The organism is Pseudomonas sp. GR 6-02, from assembly GCF_001655615.1.
Lineage (GTDB): Bacteria > Pseudomonadota > Gammaproteobacteria > Pseudomonadales > Pseudomonadaceae > Aquipseudomonas.
Genome location: NZ_CP011567.1, coordinates 2,848,952 through 2,869,606, shown reverse-complemented (window position 1 = coordinate 2,869,606; position 20,655 = coordinate 2,848,952). Strand labels below are relative to the sequence as shown.

The window sequence follows — 20,655 nt, the reverse complement described above, 5'->3', positions numbered from 1 at the left end:
GGTCCATCGTTTTTATCGTCTTGCCATGAACCGGCGGTTATCGCATAACTGACCTATTCTGAATCAACCGACAAGAAGTCAAACCCCACCTGATGTACCCGGACTCTTTACAGCAATGGAGGCTAGGCGATGAAGGAGCAATCGATTGAGTTCCGCCCTGGAGAGGGACACTTTGAAGAGGGGCACTCTGCGCTCCTCGCCATGACCCACGCCACCCAATCTTCCACGACCAATAGCCGCATCGAGCTCTACACCCAGGAGTCGATGGTCAACTGGTTAGGCCCGTTTCAGCTCATGCGCACGGGCATGCAATCGGCCGCGGCCACCACCATGGGTGCCTTCGCAGACCCACGCGATGTGTTGGCCATGCTCAACCCCCGGGACTCTAACCCGCCCATCCAGGTGGCTGCCGACGGTGACGTGTGGATCGACTATCTGGCGGATACCGGCGATGGCTGGGACTCCACCTATTCCATGGCGCTGTGCGTCAGCCAGGATGTCAAGTTGCCGAAGCTCACGCTGCCGCGCGGCGACGTGCTGCTGCTCGGCGGCGATCAGGTCTACCCTACACCGGCCCAATCCGGCTATCGCACCCGCTTCCTCGATCCCTTCCGCGCTGCCTTTCCCGCGCCGGTCCCCAAGGTACGCCCGAATGAGCAGGACCAGCCCGTGCCGCAGCCAGGTGCACCGTGGATAGTGGCGACGCCCGGCAACCACGATTGGTATGACGGCCTGCGCGGGTTCTCCCAACTGTTTTGCGAGCAGAAGCCCATCGGCGGCTGGGAAACCCGTCAACACACCAGTTACTACGTGCTGCAGCTGCCCAATGGCTGGTGGATCTGGGGCCTGGACCTGCAATTGGAGTCGATGATCGACCGACAGCAGAAGCAGTACTTCGAAGAGATGCGCGCCAAACTGCAGCCAGGCGACCGCGTGATCCTCTGTACACCCGAGCCGAGCTGGGTGGATGAGGCCGAACGACTCGCACGCGTGGGGCGCAAGACCCTGCCCTCGATCGAGACCCAGACCCTGCGCTTCAGCAGTCTGCGCGAGATCGAACAGCTCTTGGGTGACCACTTGGCGGTGGTCCTGGCCGGAGACTCGCACCACTACGCGCGCTACCAGCCAAAAGCCGGCAGCCAGGCACCGCAACGCATCACCTGCGGAGGCGGTGGCGCCTTCCTGCATGGCACTCATCAACTTCCAGATCCGCCCGAGCCGATCAGCGTCGGCGGAACGCCGCAGCACTACGAGCTGGCGGCAACCTACCCGGATAAAAAAACCTCCGAGCAGCTGCGTAACCGGGCATGGCGGCTACCCACCCACAACCTCTCGTTCTGCGGCATGCTGGCGATCTTGTACTTGCTGTTCGACTGGATGGTAGAAAGCGCCAGCAAGGTGCCCCATCCGGCGCGCGATAATCGCAGCCTGGTCGAGGTATTGTCTGGCCTCGAAGCCTCTATTCCCAACCTGCGCGAGGTATGGCGACAGCTGGTCCTGGTCCTGGCACACAGTCCTTCGTCGGTGATGCTCGCCGTGACCATTGTGCTGGGCTGCGCAGTGCTCTCAGCCGCCGGGGTCAAACGCACCCGAAAGCTTGCCTATGGCGTCGGGGCCGTTCACGGGTTGCTTCACCTGGGACTGGCGATCGGGCTGCTGTGGCTCATGGGCCGTATCAACATCCACTACTTGCAGTTCGAGGTAGAAAACCTGCTCCAGGTCTTGTTGTTCCTGGTGGGGACACTGGTGCTCGGTGGTAGTTTGGGAGGCCTGCTATTCGGTGCCTGGATGGTCATGGCCAACACTTTATGGGGGCTACATAGCGAAGTGGTTTTTTCCTCGCAACGCATCGCCGACCACAAATGCTTTCTGCGCATGCACTTCAACGGCGACCAACTCACCCTCTACCCGCTCAAACTGGAGAAGGTCTGCCGGCGCTGGTCCGTGGCGTCGGGAGTCGCCAAACTGGCGAAGGTGCAGCGCACCTGGAGGTTGCGGGCAACGCCTGAAAGCACTGGCCCGCGCTTCGTGCCGGCCTCGGGCGAGCTCGAACTGCGGCTGATCGAGCAGCCCATCGTGATTCGGCGTGGAGGAACCAGCTCATGAGGTCGCCCCCGCCGCCGTCTTGTGCTCATTCACAAACGTAATATACGACGTTACTCCTTCGCGCCCTCCTCCTCTTTCCCCTCCCAAGTAGTCTGAAACTCCCATCCCGCATGGGAGTTTCGGCCGATGCGCAATCCCCGGCGCTTCTCCATAGTTGCGACCAAAGGTCAACGGTCAGGCCTCGATGACCGCAATTGCTCTGGAGAAAGTCATGGCTACCGGCGAGCAAAATTCATCGCTAACGGGCGATCCGACCCCCCTATACATTCCGACCCTCGACTCAGTGGTCAACGCTCTCAGCGTTGTGACCTCTGGCGCGAGCGTTACGCTGGACGAAACGGCCGGGTTGCAAAACAGCACCGCCACGCCAAGCCCCGCGGGAGACGCTGACGACAATGACATTTTGCTGGCCTCCCTGCCCTCGACTTTCTCTACCCGTTTGACCGCACTGGGTGCAGGTACCGCAATGGGTGCGGCCTTGAGTGGCTATACCGGCGCCGTGGGCAATACCGGCAGCAATGCGTTCAGCGTCAGCGCTGACCCCGGAGCAACCATTACCAACGTCAGCTTCGTCGACAGCACTGGCGCACTGCTCAATGGCGTGGACAGCGGACTGGACACCCTCGATGGCACCAGCATCCTTCTCTATACCGATACGAGCAACGACAACATCCTGGTGGGCCGAGCCGGGAGCGCAAGCGGCGCAATCGTGTTCGCGGCCTATATCGAAGAAACCGGATCGCCACTCTCGGGCGGCAAGATCTGGACCGTGGAGTACCAACCGCTCAAGCATCCAGATGCGACGAACCCCGACGATGCGGTCAATCTGCTGAATAAGGTGTTCATCGGAGCCGGTCAGGACGCGGAATTCAGTCTGGCCAATGCGCCGTCGGGTCAGCAGTTGTTCCTGATGTTCACGACCGCGGGCGCGACGGCCGATGCGAACGGCCGGATTCCCGGCGTCTCGATCGTCGTCACCGGCAGGGATCCGCTGGATCAGTCGGCAAGCAGTGCTGCCATCACCAGCGCCGACACGGTTAACAGCAGCCAGGGCGGCGGCAGCACAACCCTGGGCACCAACAACCAGGCGATCACCGAACAGGAAGGCCTGCGCTTCAGCTTCGTCACCGGTGCCAAGGCGGACTTCACAGTCCCCAACCTGAGCCCGGGCGAAGCGGGTGTCGAACAGAACATCGACTTCACCCAGTACTTCGGCGCCCGCTCCGCGACCTTCAAGATCGTGCAGGAGACGGGCGGCACGACTGCGAAGCTCTTGCTCACCGCCGTCAAGAACGCCGACAACGTCAGCGGGTCGCAGAGCGGTGTCAACTTCGTCAACAGCTACGCCAACGACAGCACCGAAAAGGTCGCGATCACCAACGGCAGCGTCACCGTGAAGACGTTCGCGGGCGCCACCGTCAGCACCGCCGTCATCACCTACAACGCCGACGGCACGGTGCTGATCACCGGCGTTCCGACCGACTCGCAGATCACCTACAGCACGGCGACCGACCACAACCGCGTGATGATCGAGAACGCCGGGTTGCTGACCGACAAGAACGGCGACAAGACGCACGCTGACTTCGACATTGGCGGCTTCAAGGTGCTGCAGTCCAGTACATCAACCGCCGAAATCGGCTCCAAGATGATCTTCGAGGATGATGGGCCGAGCATCAGCACCACCGGCACGGAACCGACCCTGACGGTGGACGAAACGGTACTGGCGACCAACGATACCAAGAGCTTTGCCGCCAACTTCACCTCGGCGTTTGGCGCTGATGGTGCCGGTACGCTGACCTATGCGCTGGGCGTGGTCGCCGGTGGCTCAGGGCTGACCGACACGGCCACCGGTGAAGCGGTGAACCTGTCGCTCAACGGCGCAGTGGTCGAAGGTCGCACGGCCACCAGCAACCTGCTGGTGTTCACGGTCAGCGTGGCTGCTAATGGCGACGTCACCCTCGACCAGATCCGCGCCGTGGTGCATCCCGACGCGACCAATCCCGATGATTCGAAGACGCTGACCTCGGACAGCCTGGTGACGCTGACGGCGACCAAGACCGATGGGGACGGCGACAGCGTCCATGCCACCCTCAATATCGGGCAGAACCTGGTGTTCAAGGATGACGCCCCCAGCATCAGCACCACCGGCACCGAGCCAACGCTGACAGTCGACGAAACGGTACTGGCGACCAACGATACCAAGAGCTTCGCCGCCAACTTCAGCTCGGCGTATGGCGCTGACGGGGCCGGCACCCTGACCTATGCGCTGGGCGTGGTCGCGGGCGCCTCAGGGCTGGTGGACACAGCCACGGGCGAGGCGGTGAACCTGTCGCTCAATGGCGGCGTGGTCGAAGGTCACACGGCCACCACCAACCTGCTGGTATTCACGGTCAGCGTCGCCGCCAACGGTGACGTCACCCTCGATCAGCTCCGCGCCGTGGTGCATCCCGACACGACCAATCCCGATGATTCGAAAACGCTGACCGCGGACAATCTGGTGACGCTGACGGCAACCATCACTGACAAGGACGGCGACAGCACCCAGGCGACCCTCAACATCGGCCAGAACCTGGTGTTCAAGGACGACGGACCGAGCATCAGCACCACCGGCACCGAACCGACGTTGACGGTGGATGAGACGGTGCTGACCACCGACGCCACCCAGAGCTTCGCGGCGAACTTCACCTCGGCGTATGGCGCCGACGGTGCGGGTACGCTGACCTATGCGCTGGGCGTGGTGGCGGGTGCCTCCGGGCTGACCGACACGGCCACCGGTGAGGCAGTCAACCTGTCGCTCAACGGCGGCGTGGTGGAAGGCCGCACAGCCACTACCCATCTGCTGGTGTTCACCGTCAGCGTGGCCGCCAACGGTGACGTCACCCTCGACCAGCAACGGGCCGTGGTGCATCCCGATCCAACCAATCCGAATGATTCGACGAGTCTGTCCTCGGACAATCTGGTAACCCTGACGGCGACCAAAACCGATGGAGACGGCGACAGCGCCCATGCCACGCTCAACATCGGCCAGAACCTGGTGTTCCAGGACGACGGCCCTACACTTGCCTTCGGCAATCTGATCGGCACCGGTAGCATCCTTCCACAAACAGGGTACTGGGATCACTCGGCCGGAGCCGACGGATTGGGGGCAACCGGACTGGATATTTCGTTGGTGAATAACCAATTCACCCTCGTCCGGCCAGACAACACGACCACCACCGGCACCGGCACGCTCACCGAGCAGTCACCCTCACCGGATGCCAACGGCGCCTACCATTTCGCCGGCACGTTGACCGGTGATTTCGACAACAACGCCGCCACCGCGAATACCAGCGTCGACTACACGCTGACCGCCTACACCAATGGCAGCTATACACTGGACCTGGTGCAAGGCTTCAGTTCGCAGATCGTGCTCAGTAGTGCCGACGGCTCGCTCAGTGCCGGCGGCCCGGATCCGGTGCGCACCTTGTTGATTCCGACGACGAATGACCCGACCATTCCTTCGGCCTCCGAGGAGATTGTGTTCTTTTCCGCCAAGGCGACGGCGTCGACTTCGGACATCCTGACCGGCATCGGGGTCGGGAAACCCGACCCCACCGAAGCCCAGCTACAGACCACCCCCCTGCCCTCGTACATCGACCCGGCTGCCATGAACGTCAGCACGTCCGGCATCGGCGTCGGCAATAACATTCTCCAGGGAGACAACCTGGTGGCCATCAGCGCTGCCGATGAAAGTTTCGTGATCAATCCGGAGACCCTGCTGGCGGGCATGAAGATCTTCATCGACAACTCCGTGGGGGGGTACAACACGGCGACCGAAGACCTGTACTACAGGGCCTACTACGAGGATGGCACGTTCTCGGCCCTCACCGAGGTGAACACCGTGACACCGGAGGCCGGCGGACAAGTGTCCTTCCTCGTTCAGCAACAAGGTACGAAGTTGATCGATGCGGTTCAGCTCACGATGGGCCGAGGCGATGTCAAGATCCCGGTGATCCAGTTCATTCAGCCGACCGAGAGCCTGGCCAGCGATATCAAGCTGGCGTTCAACGCGACGCTGACGGACAAGGATGGGGACTCGGCGACGAGTGGTTTCGACGCCAACCTGTTCGCCAACGACTTGGGCACCACCTTCGACTTCACGCTGGTGGGCACAAGCGGTGAGCGGGATGCCTTCAACGTCGATTTGTCACTCACCCAGAACAAGTACCAGATCACCGGCTTCGATGCGAGCGCAGGGCTGCGCGACACGCTGGTGCTCAACGGCGACCAGAGCGCCGTTGTGCAGTCGATCGACAACAGCGGTGCAAACAGCATCGTGACGATTGCCGAAACGGGCGGACAAATCACGACCATCACCTTGGTCGGGGTTGATGTTCTGAATACCGACATTGTCCATGGCAGCGCCTGAGGCAGCGCGTGTGTGAAAGGATGCGAGGGTGGCGAAAGTCACCCTCGCATTGTTTTTGCAGTTCCAAAATGAGATCGGCACGGATCGCATTCGCTGTGGATCCTGGAGCACCACAAGGCTTAAACACAGCGGGTAAATACGCGCCTACGCGGCAGAAACCCTGCGGCAGACGACCGGCGAGGACGGCTAGGCCGAAACTCCTATCCCGCATGGGAGTATCGGCCAATGTTCAATCTCCAGCGCTTAGTCATAGTGGTAGAGGTCAATGGTCAGGCCTCGATGACCGTAATTGCTCAGGAGAACGTCATGACTATTCGCGAGCAAAACTCATCGCTAACGAGCGATCCGACCTCCCTCAACTTAATGTCGATTACAGCCAACGCCCTGAGCGTGACGCCCGGCGCAAACGTTACGCTGGACGAAACGGCCGGGCTACAGAACCTCACCGCCACGCCAAGCCCCGCGGGAGACGCTGACGACAACGACATTCTGGTGGCCTCCCTGCCCTCGGCCTTCTCTACCCGTTTGACCGCACTGGGTGCAGGTACCGCAACGGGTGCGGCCTTGAGTGGCTATACCGGTGCCGTGGGCGACACCGGCAGCAATGCATTCACCCTCACCGACCCGTCCGGCGTTACCGATATCCGCTTCGTCGACAGTGCTGGCGCACCGCTCAATGGCCTGGATAGCGGACTGGATACCCTCGATGGCACCAGCATCCTTCTCTATACGGATACGAGCAACAATAACATCGTGGTGGGCCGCGCCGGGGGCCCAGCTGGCGCGATCGTGTTCGCTGGCTATATCGATGAAACCGGATCGCCGGTCTCGGGTGGCAAGATCTGGACAGTGGAGTACCAACCGCTCAAGCATCCAGATATGACGAACCCCGATGATTCGGTCAATTTGCTGAATAAGGTGTTCATCGGAGTCACTCAGGACCTGGGATTCAGTTTGACCGGTGCGCCATCCGGTCAGAACCTCTTCCTGATGTTCACGAAAGCGAATCCGACCGTTGTCGATGATGGTGGTGTTATGCGGATCACCGATCCCTCCATCATTGCCACCGGCAAGGACCCCGCAGACCAGTCAAGTGGCGCCAATATAAACACTGGTGACACGATCAATACCAGCCAGGGGGGCGGCCCAGCCACCATCGGCACCAACAACCAGATGATTACGGAACAGGAAGGCATCCGCTTATCGTTCGTCACCGGCGCCCGGCAGGATGTGACCGTTCCCAACCTTAGTCAGACAGAAGCCGATGTTGAGTCCAACATCGACTTTACCGGCGTTTTCAATACGAAGTCGGCCAGTTTCGACGTCGTGCAGTTACAAAGCGGCAAGAGTGCGGTCGTACAAATCAGCGCATTCAACACTGCTGCCGAACCTGGCGTGAACTTCATCAATGGATATACAAATGATACGTCGGTGGCCATCAACAGCGTTCGCGTCATCAACATCAGCACCGGCCAGGTGATCGAGAATTCAGACGGTTCGGTGAATGACCCGGCCATTACCATCAGCTTTACGGGTGGGGTTGCGACCGTCACCGGTGTTAAAGCCGGTTACCAGATTGAATACACCACAACCTCGGATCACAACCGCGTACTCATCGAGAACGGCGCGGCCCTCGACGCCAAGGGCGATAACCACGCCGATTTTGATATCGATGGCTTCCATCTGCGCCAAGCCTCTACTTCGACCGCCGAAATCGGCTCCAAGATGATCTTCGAAGACGACGGGCCAAGTATCAGCGCCACTGGCACGGAGCCAACACTGACGGTGGACGAAACGGTACTGACCACCGACGCCACCCAGAACTTCGCCGCCAACTTCAGCTCGGCGTTTGGCGCTGATGGCGCGGGCACATTGACCTACGCACTGGGTGTGGTGGCGGGCGGCTCCGGGCTGACCGACACGGCGACCGGTGAGGCCGTCAACCTGTCGCTCAACGGCAGCGTAGTGGAAGGTCGAACGGCCACCACCAACCTGCTGGTGTTCACGGTCAGCGTCGCTGCTAATGGCGACGTCACCCTCGACCAGCAACGGGCGGTGGTGCATCCCGATGCCACCAACCCCGATGACTCGACAAGCCTGACCTCGGACAACCTGGTAACCCTGACGGCCACCATCACCGACAAGGATGGCGACAGCGCTCATACGACCCTGAACATCGGGCAGAACCTGGTATTCAAGGATGACGGACCAAGCATCAGCACCACCGGCACCGAGCCAACACTGACGGTGGACGAAACGGTACTGACCACCGACGCCACCCAGAGCTTCGCGGCTAACTTCAGCTCGGCGTTTGGCGCCGACGGTGCGGGCACGCTGACCTATGCGTTGGGTGTGGTAGCCGGTGCCTCCGGGCTGACCGATACGGCCACCGGTGAGGCAGTCAACCTGTCACTCAACGGCACCGTGGTCGAAGGACGCACGGCCATCACCAACCTGCTGGTGTTCACCGTCAGTGTGGCCGCCAACGGTGACGTCACTCTCGACCAGCAACGGGCCATAGTGCATCCAGACCCAACCAATCCGGATGACTCGAAGACGCTGACCTCGGACAATCTGGTGACCCTGACCGCCACCATCACCGACAAAGATGGCGACAGTGCCCATGCAACACTGAACATCGGCCAGAACCTGGTGTTCAAGGACGACGGGCCAAGCATCAGCACCACCGGCACGGAGCCAACCCTGACAGTCGACGAAACGGTACTGACCACCGACGCCACCCAGAGCTTCGCCGCTAACTTCAGCTCGGCATTTGGCGCTGACGGTGCGGGCACCCTGACCTATGCACTGGGTGTGGTAGCCGGTGCCTCCGGGCTGACCGATACGGCCACCGGTGAGGCAGTCAACCTGTCACTCAACGGCACCGTGGTCGAAGGACGCACGGCCATCACCAACCTGCTGGTGTTCACCGTCAGTGTGGCCGCCAACGGTGACGTCACTCTCGACCAGCAACGGGCCATAGTGCATCCAGACCCAACCAATCCGGACGATTCGACCAGTCTGACCTCGGACAACCTGGTGACCCTGACCGCCACCATCACCGACAAAGATGGCGACAGTGCCCATGCAACACTGAACATCGGCCAGAACCTGGTGTTCAAGGACGACGGGCCAAGCATCAGCACCACTGGCACGGAGCCAACGCTGACGGTCGACGAAACGGTACTGACCACCGACGCCACCCAGAGCTTTGCAGCGAACTTCAGCTCGGCGTTTGGCGCCGACGGTGCGGGTACGCTGACCTATGCGTTGGGCGTAACTGCCGGCCCGTCGGGACTGACGGATACAGCCACCGGTGAAGCGGTGAACCTGTCACTCAACGGCACCGTAGTCGAAGGCCGCACCGCCACCACCAACCTGCTGGTGTTCACCGTCAGCGTGGCGGCTAATGGCGACGTCACTCTCGACCAGCAACGGGCGGTGGTGCATCCCGATCCAACCAATCCGGATGATTCGACGAGTCTGACCTCGGACAACCTGGTGACGCTGACGGCCACCATCACCGACAAGGACGGCGACAGTGCCCATGCCACGCTGAACATCGGGCAGAACCTGGTGTTCAAGGACGACGGACCGAGCATCAGCACCACTGGCACGGAGCCGACGCTGACGGTCGATGAAACGGTACTGACCACCGACGCCACCCAGAGCTTCGCGGCTAACTTCAGCTCGGCGTTTGGCGCTGATGGTGCGGGTACGCTGACCTATGCGTTGGGCGTAACTGCCGGCCCGTCGGGACTGACGGATACAGCCACCGGTGAGGCGGTCAACCTGTCACTCAACGGCACCGTGGTCGAAGGCCGCACGGCCACCACCAACCTGCTGGTGTTCACCGTCAGCGTGGCGGCCAACGGTGACGTCACCCTCGACCAGCAACGGGCGGTGGTGCATCCCGATCCAACCAATCCGGATGATTCGACGAGTCTGACCTCGGACAATCTGGTGACGCTGACCGCCACCATCACCGACAAGGATGGCGACAGCGCTCATGCGACCCTGAACATCGGCCAGAACCTGGTGTTCAAGGATGACGGACCGAGCATCAGCACCACCGGCACGGAGCCAACCCTGACGGTTGACGAAACGGTACTGACCACCGACGCCACCCAGAGCTTTGCAGCGAACTTCAGCTCGGCGTTTGGCGCCGACGGTGCGGGTACGCTGACCTATGCGTTGGGCGTAACTGCCGGCCCGTCGGGACTGACGGATACAGCCACCGGTGAAGCGGTGAACCTGTCACTCAACGGCACCGTAGTCGAAGGCCGCACGGCCACCACTAACCTGCTGGTGTTCACCGTCAGCGTGGCGGCTAATGGCGACGTCACCCTCGACCAGCAACGGGCGGTGGTGCATCCCGATCCAACCAATCCGGATGATTCGACGAGTCTGACCTCGGACAACCTGGTGACCCTGACGGCCACCATCACCGACAAGGACGGCGACAGCGCTCATGCCACGCTGAACATCGGGCAGAACCTGGTGTTCAAGGACGACGGACCGAGCATCAGCACCACCGGCACGGAGCCAGTCCTGACGGTCGATGAAACGGTGCTGGCCACCAACGACACCCAGAGCTTTACCGCCAACTTCAGTTCGGCGTTTGGCGCTGACGGTGCGGGTACGTTGACCTATGCGTTGGGCGTGGTCGCGGGCGGTTCCGGACTGACCGATACCGCTACCGGCCAAGCGGTGAATTTGTCGCTTAACGGTACAGTCGTGGAAGGCCGCACGGCGATTAGCAACGATCTGGTATTCACCGTCAGCGTCGCCGCCAATGGTGACGTTACCCTCGATCAGATCCGCGCCGTGGTACATCCCGACCCAACCAATCCGGATGATTCGAAGACGCTGATCTCGGACAATCTGGTAACCCTGACCGCCACCATCACCGACAAGGACGGCGACAGTGCCCATGCCACCCTCAACATCGGGCAGAACCTGGTGTTCAAGGATGACGGACCGAGCATCAGCACCACCGGCACGGAGCCAGTCCTGACGGTCGATGAAACGGTGCTGGCCACCAACGACACCCAGAGCTTTACCGCCAACTTCAGTTCGGCATTTGGCGCCGATGGGGCCGGCACGCTGACCTATGCACTGGGTGTGGTAGCGGGCGGCTCCGGGCTGACCGATACCGCTACCGGCCAAGCGGTGAATTTGTCGCTTAACGGTACAGTCGTGGAAGGCCGCACGGCGATTAGCAACGATCTGGTATTCACCGTCAGCGTCGCCGCCAATGGTGACGTCACCCTCGACCAGATCCGCGCCGTGGTACATCCCGACCCAACCAATCCGGATGATTCGAAGACGCTGACCTCGGATAATCTGGTGACCCTGACCGCCACCATCACCGACAAGGACGGCGACAGTGCCCATGCCACCCTCAACATCGGGCAGAACCTGGTGTTCAAGGATGACGGACCGAGCATCAGCACCACCGGCACGGAGCCAGTCTTGACGGTCGACGAAACGGTGCTGGCCACCAACGACACCCAGAGCTTTACCGCCAACTTCAGTTCGGCATTTGGCGCCGATGGGGCCGGCACGCTGACCTATGCACTGGGTGTGGTAGCGGGCGGCTCCGGGCTGACCGATACGGCCACCGGTGAAGCGGTCAACCTGTCGCTCAACGGCAGCGTGGTCGAAGGCCGCACGGCCATCACCAACCTGCTGGTGTTCACCGTCAGTGTGGCCGCCAACGGTGACGTCACTCTCGACCAGCAACGGGCCATAGTGCATCCAGACCCAACCAATCCGGATGATTCGAAGACGCTGACCGCGGACAATCTGGTGACCCTGACCGCCACCATCACCGACAAAGATGGCGACAGTGCCCATGCAACACTGAACATCGGCCAGAACCTGGTGTTCAAGGACGACGGGCCAAGCATCAGCACCACCGGCACGGAGCCAACCCTGACGGTTGACGAAACGGTACTGACCACCGACGCCACCCAGAGCTTTGCGGCCAACTTCACCTCGGCGTATGGCGCCGATGGCGCCGGCACGCTGACCTATGCGCTGGGCGTGGTGGCGGGTGCCTCCGGGCTGACCGACACGGCCACCGGTGAGGCGGTCAACCTGTCGCTCAACGGCAGCGTGGTGGAAGGCCGCACAGCCACTACCCACCTGCTGGTGTTCACCGTCAGCGTGGCCGCCAACGGTGACGTTACCCTCGACCAGCAACGGGCCGTGGTGCATCCCGATCCAACCAATCCGAATGATTCGACGAGTCTGTCCTCGGACAATCTGGTAACCCTGACGGCGACCAAAACCGATGGAGACGGCGACAGCGCCCATGCCACGCTCAACATCGGCCAGAACCTGGTGTTCCAGGACGACGGCCCTTCACTTGCCTTTGGCAACCTGATCGGCACCGGTAGCATCCTTCCACAACAGGGATACTGGGATCATTCAACCGGAGCCGACGGACTGGGTGCAACCGGTCTGGATATTTCGTTGGTGAATAACCAATTCACTCTCGTCAGGCCAGACAACACGACCACCACCGGGACCGGCACGCTCACCGAGCAATCGCCCTCGCCGGATGTCAATGGCGCGTTCCACTTCGCAGGGACTCTGACCGGTGATTTCGACAACAACGCCGCCACCGCGAATACCAGCGTTGACTACACGCTGACCGCCTTTGCCAATGGCACTTATGCCCTGGACCTGGTGCAAGGCTTCAGTTCCGAGATCGTGCTCAGCAGTGCCGACGGCTCGCTCACTGCCGGCGGCCCGGATCCGGTGCGCACCTTGCTGATCCCACCGCAGAATCCGCCGACGATTCCTTCGCCATCTGAGGAGATTGTGTTCTTTTCCGCGAAAGCAACGGCGTCGACTGCGGACATCCTGACCGGTATCGGGCTTGGAGCCCCCGACCCCACCGAAGCCCAGCTACAGACCAACCCCCTGCCGTCGTACATCGACCCGAGGGCCATGAACGTCAGCACGTCCGGCATCGGCATCGCCAATAACCTGTTCCAGGGAGACAACCTGGCGGCCATCAGCAATGCCGATGAAAGCTTCGTGATCAACCCGGAAAGCCTACTGACGAGCATGAAGGTCTTCATCGACAACTCCGTGGGGGGTTACGACACGGCGACCGAGGACCTGTACTACAGGGCCTTCTACGAGGATGGCACGTTCTCGAACCTGATCGAGGTGAACACCGTGACACCGGAGGCCGGTGGACAGGTGTCCTTCCTCATTCAGCAGCAGGGCACGAAGTTGATCGACGCTGTTCAGCTCACGATGGGCCGAGGCGAGATCAAGATCCCGACGATCGAGTTCACTCATGAGACCGAGAGCCTGGCCAGCGATGTCAAGCTGGCGTTCAACGCGACGCTGACGGACAAGGATGGAGACTCGGCGACGAGCACGTTCGACGCCAACCTGTTCGCCAACGACCTGGGCACCACCTTCGACTTCACGCTGGTGGGCACAAGCGGTGCGCGGGATGCCTTCAACATCGACTTGTCACTTCCTCAAAACAAGTACCAGATCACCGGCTTCGATGCGAACGCAGGGCTGAGAGACACGCTGGTACTCAACGGCGACCAGAACGCCGTGGTGCAGTCGATCGACAACAGCGGCGCCAACAGCGTCGTGACAGTTGCCGAAACGGGCGGACAAATCACGACCATCACCTTGGTCGGGGTCGATCTGCTGAATACCGACATAGTCCATGGCAGCGCCTGAGGCGGCGCATGCATGAAGGATGCGAGGGTGGTGCAAAACCACCCTCGCTTTTTTTTATGCAGTTCCAATACCAAATCCGCACGGATCGCATTCGTTGTAAGCACTCGAGCACCGCAAGGCTTGAACCCAGGCCCTCCCTGCAACGGGCCTGCGACGAGGAAGACTAGTCTGAAACTCCCACCCCGCGTGGGAGTTTCGGCTGATGTGCAATCCCCGGTGCTTCTTCATAGTTGCGACCAATGGTCAACGGTCAGGCCTCGATGACCGCAACTACCCCAGGAACAAGTTATGACTATTGTCGAGCAAAATTCATCGCTGCCGGGCGATCCGACTTCCCTCTACACTTCGACCCTCGACCCATCGCTGACAACGTCGATTACGACCAACGCGCTGAGCGTCGTGGCCTCCGGCGCGAGTGTTACGCTGGACGAAACGGCCGGGCTACAGAACCTCACCGCCACGCCAAGCCCCGCGGGAGACGCTGACGACAACGACATTCTGCTGGCCTCCCTGCCCTCGACTTTCTCTACCCGTTTGACCGCACTGGGGGCAGGTACCGCCACGGGTGCGGCCTTGAGTGGCTATACCGGCGCCGTGGGCAACACCGGCAGCAATGCGTTCAGCGTCAGCGCTGACCCCGGAGCAACCATTACCAATATCAGCTTCGTCGACAGCACTGGCGCACTGCTCAATGGTGTGGACAGCGGACTGGATACCCTCAATGGCACCAGCATCCTTCTCTATACCGATACGAACGACAACATCCTTCTGGGCCGAGCCGGAGGTCCAACCGGCGCAATCGTGTTCGCGGCCTATATCGAAGAAACCGGGTCGCCGCTGTCGGGCGGCAAAATCTGGACCGTAGAGTACCAACCGCTCAAGCATCCAGATGCGACGAACCCCGACGATGCGGTCAATCTGCTGAATAAGGTGTTCATCGGAGCCGGTCAGGACGCGGAATTCAGTCTGGCCAATGCGCCGTCGGGCCAGCAGTTGTTCCTGATGTTCACGACCGCGGGCGCGACGGCCGATGCGAACGGCCGGATTCCCGGCGTCTCGATCGTCGTCACCGGCAGGGATCCGCTGGATCAGTCGGCAAGCAGTGCTGCCATCACCAGTGCCGACACGGTTAACAGCAGCCAGGGCGGCGGCAGCACAACCCTGGGCACCAACAACCAGGCGATCACCGAACAGGAAGGCCTGCGCTTCAGCTTCGTCAGCGGTGCCAAGGCGGACTTCACGATCCCCAACCTGAGCCCGGGCGAAGCGGGCGTCGAAGCGAACATCGACTTCACCCAGTACTTCGGCGCCCGCTCCGCGACCTTCAAGGTCGTGCAGGAGACGGGCGGCACCACCGCGAAGCTCTTGCTCACCGCCGTCAAGAACGCCGACAACATCAGCGGGTCGCAGAGCGGCGTCAACTTCATCAACAGCTACGCCAACGACAGCACCGAAAAGGTCGCGATCATTAACGGCAGTGTCACCGTCAAGACGTTCGCGGGCGCCACCGTCAGCACCGCCGTCATCACCTACAACGCCGACGGCACGGTGCTGATCACCGGCGTTCCGACCGATTCGCAGATCACCTACAGCACGGCGACCGACCACAACCGCGTGATGATCGAGAACGCCGGGTTGCTGACCGACAAGAGCGGCGACAAGACGCACGCTGACTTCGACATTGGCGGCTTCAAGGTGCTGCAGTCCAGCACCTCAACCGCCGAAATCGGCTCCAAGATGATCTTCGAGGACGACGGGCCGAGCATCAGCACCACCGGCACCGAACCGACGCTGACAGTCGATGAAACGGTACTGGCGACCAACGATACCAAGAGCTTTGCCGCCAACTTCACCTCGGCGTTTGGCGCTGATGGTGCCGGTACGCTGACCTATGCGCTGGGCGTGGTCGCCGGTGGCTCAGGGCTGACCGACACGGCCACCGGTGAAGCGGTGAACCTGTCGCTCAACGGCGCAGTGGTCGAAGGTCGCACGGCCACCAGCAACCTGCTGGTGTTCACGGTCAGCGTGGCTGCTAATGGCGACGTCACCCTCGACCAGATCCGCGCCGTGGTGCATCCCGACGCGACCAATCCCGATGATTCGAAGACGCTGACCTCGGACAGCCTGGTGACGCTGACGGCGACCAAGACCGATGGGGACGGCGACAGCGTCCATGCCACCCTCAATATCGGGCAGAACCTGGTGTTCAAGGATGACGCCCCCAGCATCAGCACCACCGGCACCGAGCCAACGCTGACAGTCGACGAAACGGTACTGGCGACCAACGATACCAAGAGCTTCGCCGCCAACTTCAGCTCGGCGTATGGCGCTGACGGGGCCGGCACCCTGACCTATGCGCTGGGCGTGGTCGCGGGCGCCTCAGGGCTGGTGGACACAGCCACGGGCGAGGCGGTGAACCTGTCGCTCAATGGCGGCGTGGTCGAAGGTCACACGGCCACCACCAACCTGCTGGTATTCACGGTCAGCGTCGCCGCCAACGGTGACGTCACCCTCGACCAGCTCCGCGCCGTGGTGCATCCCAATACCACCAATCCCGATGATTCGAAGACCCTGACCGCGGACAATCTGGTGACGCTGACGGCAACCATCACTGACAAGGACGGCGACAGTGCCCACGCCACCCTCAACATCGGCCAGAACCTGGTGTTCAAGGACGACGGGCCGAGCATCAGCACCACTGGCACGGAACCGACGCTAACAGTCGACGAAACGGCACTGGCCACCAACGACACCCAGAGCTTTGCGGCCAACTTCACCTCGGCGTATGGCGCCGATGGCGCCGGCACCCTGACCTATGCACTGGGCGTGGTGGCGGGTGCCTCCGGGCTGACCGACACGGCCACCGGCCAAGTGGTGAATTTGTCGGTTAACGGCGGCGTGGTCGAAGGCCGCACGGCGACGAGCAACGATCTGGTATTCACGGTCAGCGTCGCCGCCAACGGTGACGTCACCCTCGACCAACTCCGGGCCGTGGTGCATTCCGACGCAAGCAATCCGGATGATTCGAAGACGCTGACTTCGGACAGCCTGGTGACGCTGACAGCGACCAAGACCGACAAGGACGGCGACAGCGCCCAGGCCACCCTCAACATCGGCCAGAACCTGGTGTTCAAGGACGACGGGCCAAGTATCAGCACCACCGGTACAGAACCGACGCTGACGGTGGACGAAACGGTGTTGGCGACCAACGATACCAAGAGCTTTGCCGCCAACTTCACCTCGGCGTTTGGCGCTGATGGCGCCGGCACGCTGACCTATGCGCTGGGCGTGGTCGCGGGAGGCTCCGGGCTGACGGATACGGCCACGGGCCAGGCGGTCAACCTGTCGCTCAACGGCGGCGTGGTGGAAGGCCACACGGCGATTAGCAACGACCTGGTGTTCACGGTCAGTGTCGCCGCTAATGGCGACGTCACCCTCGACCAGATCCGCGCTGTGGTGCATTCCGTCACGACCAATCCCGATGACTCGACGAGCCTGACCTCGGACGATCTGGTGACCCTGACGGCGACCAAGACCGACAAGGACGGCGACAGCGCCCAGGCCACCCTCAACATCGGGCAGAACCTGGTGTTCAAGGATGACGGGCCAAGCATCAGCACCACCGGCACCGAGCCAACGCTGACGGTCGACGAAACGGTGCTGGCGACCAACGATACCAAGAGCTTTGCCGCCAACTTCACCTCATCGTTTGGCGCTGATGGCGCCGGCACGCTGACCTATGCCCTGGGCGTGGTCGCGGGAGGCTCAGGGCTGACCGATACGGCCACCGGTGAAGCGGTGAACCTGTCGCTCAACGGCGCAGTGGTCGAAGGTCGCACGGCCACCAGCAACCTGCTGGTGTTCACGGTCAGCGTCGCCGCCAATGGCGACGTCACCCTCGACCAGATCCGCGCCGTGGTGCATCCCGACGCGACCAATCCGGATGATTCGAAGACCCTGACCTCAGACACCTTGGTGACGCTGACGGCGACCAAAACCGATGGGGACGGCGACAGCGCCCAGGCCACCCTCAACATCGGCCAGAACCTGGTGTTCAAGGATGACGCCCCCAGCATCAGCACCACCGGCACCGAGCCAATCCTGACGGTCGACGAAACGGTACTGGCGACCAACGATACCAAGAGCTTCGCGGCTAACTTCAGTTCGGCGTACGGCGCTGACGGGGCCGGCACCCTGACCTACGCACTGGGCGTGGTCGCGGGCGGCTCCGGGCTGGTGGACACGGCCACGGGCCAGGCGGTCAACCTGTCGCTCAACGGTGGCGTGGTCGAAGGCCACACGGCGATTAGCAACGATCTGGTATTCACGGTCAGCGTGGCCGCCAACGGCGACGTCACCCTCGACCAACTCCGGGCCGTGGTGCATCCCGTCACGACCAATCCCGATGATTCGAAGACCCTGACCGCGGACAACCTGGTAACCCTGACGGCGACCAAGACCGATAAGGACGGCGACAGCGCCCAGGCGAGCCTGAACATCGGACAAAACCTGGTGTTCAAGGACGACGGACCGAGCATCAGCACCACCGGCACGGAGCCGACACTGACGGTCGACGAGACGGTGCTGGCGACCAACGATACCAAGAGTTTTGCGTCTAACTTCAGTTCGGCGTTTGGCGCCGACGGTGCGGGCACGTTGACCTATGCACTGGGCGTGGTGGTGGGGGCCTCCGGGCTGACCGACACGGCCAGCGGCCAGGCGGTGAACCTGTCGCTCAACGGCGGCGTGGTGGAAGGCCGCACGGCCACCAGCAACTTGCTGGTGTTCACGGCCAGCGTCGCCGCCAATGGCGACGTCACCCTCGACCAGCTCCGTGCAGTGGTGCATCCCAACGCCAGCAATCCCGATGATTCGACGACGCTGTCGGCGGACAACCTGGTGACGCTGATAGCGACCAAGACCGATGGGGACGGCGACAGCGCCCAGGCCACCCTCAACATCGGCCAGAACCTGGTGTTCAAGGACGACGGCCCTACACTTGCCTTCGGCAACCTGATCGGGACCGGTAGTGTCCTTCCACAAACAGGGTACTGGGATCACTCGAACGGAGCCGACGGACTGGGTGCAACCGGGCTGGATATTTCGTTGGTGAACAACCAGTTCACCCTCGTCCGGCCAGACAACACGACCACCACCGGCACCGGCACGCTCACCGAGCAGTCACCCTCACCGGATGCCAATGGCGCCTACCACTTCGCAGGCACGTTGACCGGCGATTTCGACAACAACGCCTCCACGGCAAATACCAGCGTCGACTACACGCTGACCGCCTATACCAATGGCAGCTACACACTGGACCTGGTGCAAGGTTTCAGTTCGACGATCGTGCTCAGCAGTGCCGATGGCTCGCTCAGTGCCGGCGGCCCGGATCCGGTGCGCACCTTGCTGATCCCGGCGCAGAATCCGCCGACGATTCCTTCGCCATCCGAGGAGATTGTGTTCTTTTCCGCCAAGGCAACGGCGTTGCCTTCGGACATCCTGAGCGGTATCGGGCTCGGTAAACCCGACCCCACCGAAGCCCAGCTACAGACCACCCCGCTGCCGTCGTACATCGACCCAGCAGCCATGAACGTCAGCACGTCCGGCATCGGCGTCGGCAATAACATTCTCCAGGGAGACAGCCTGGCGGCCATCAGCAACGCCGATGAAAGTTTCGTGATCAATCCGGAGAGCCTGCTGACGGGCATGAAAGTCTTCATCGACAACTCCGTGGGGGGGTACAACACGGCGACCGAGGACCTGTACTACCGGATCTACTACGAGGATGGCACCTTCTCGAACCTCACCGAGGTGAACACTCTGACGCCAGAAGCCGGCGGACAAGTGTCCTTCCTCGTTCAAAAGGAAGGCTCGCTGCTGATTGACGCGGTTCAGCTCACGATGGGCCGAGGCGATGTCAAGATCCCGGTGATCCAGTTCATTCAGCAGACCGAGAACATGGCCAGTGATATCAAGCTGGCGTTCAACGCGACGCTGACGGACAAGGATGGGGACTCGGCGACGAGTGGTTTCAACGCCAACCTGTTCGCCAACGACTTGGGCACCACCTTCGACTTCACGCTGGCTGGCACGGCCGGTGTGCGGGATGCCTTCAACGTCGATTTGTCATTCACCCAAAACAAGTACCAAGTCACCGGCTTCGATGCGAGCGCAGGGCTGCGCGACACGCTGGTGCTCAACGGCGACCAGGGCGCCGTTGTCCAGTCGATCGACAACAGCGGCGCCAACAGCATCGTGACGATTGCCGAAACGGGCGGACAAATCACGACCATCACCTTGGTCGGGGTTGATGTTCTGAATACCGACATTGTCCATGGCAGCGCCTGAGGAAGCGCACGCGTAAAAGAATGCGAGGGTGGTGAGAAACCACCCTCGCATGCCTTACAGGTCTGATATGA

4 protein-coding genes are annotated in these 20,655 nt (G+C 61.8%); all 4 read left to right on the top strand.

Features of this window, described 5'->3' with window-relative positions:
* Window positions 1–129: 129 nt before the first annotated feature.
* On the top strand, window positions 130–2,106 hold the full coding sequence (locus PGR6_RS12745) for a metallophosphoesterase (protein WP_064617468.1): 1,977 nt from the start codon (window positions 130–132) through the stop codon (window positions 2,104–2,106).
* Between the two features lie 211 nt (window positions 2,107–2,317).
* The gene (locus tag PGR6_RS12740) at window positions 2,318–6,514 is read left to right on the top strand and encodes a DUF5801 repeats-in-toxin domain-containing protein (RefSeq protein WP_064617465.1); all 4,197 of its coding nucleotides are present in this window, start codon (window positions 2,318–2,320) and stop codon (window positions 6,512–6,514) included.
* A 306-nt stretch (window positions 6,515–6,820) separates the two neighbouring features.
* Complete coding sequence (locus PGR6_RS29335; RefSeq protein ID WP_082920848.1) at window positions 6,821–14,236, top strand: DUF5801 repeats-in-toxin domain-containing protein; 7,416 nt, start codon at window positions 6,821–6,823, stop codon at window positions 14,234–14,236.
* Window positions 14,237–14,524: 288 nt separating this feature from the next.
* Window positions 14,525–20,584, top strand: coding sequence for a DUF5801 repeats-in-toxin domain-containing protein (locus PGR6_RS12725; RefSeq protein WP_064617462.1), 6,060 nt, complete (start codon window positions 14,525–14,527; stop codon window positions 20,582–20,584).
* Window positions 20,585–20,655 lie beyond the last annotated feature (71 nt).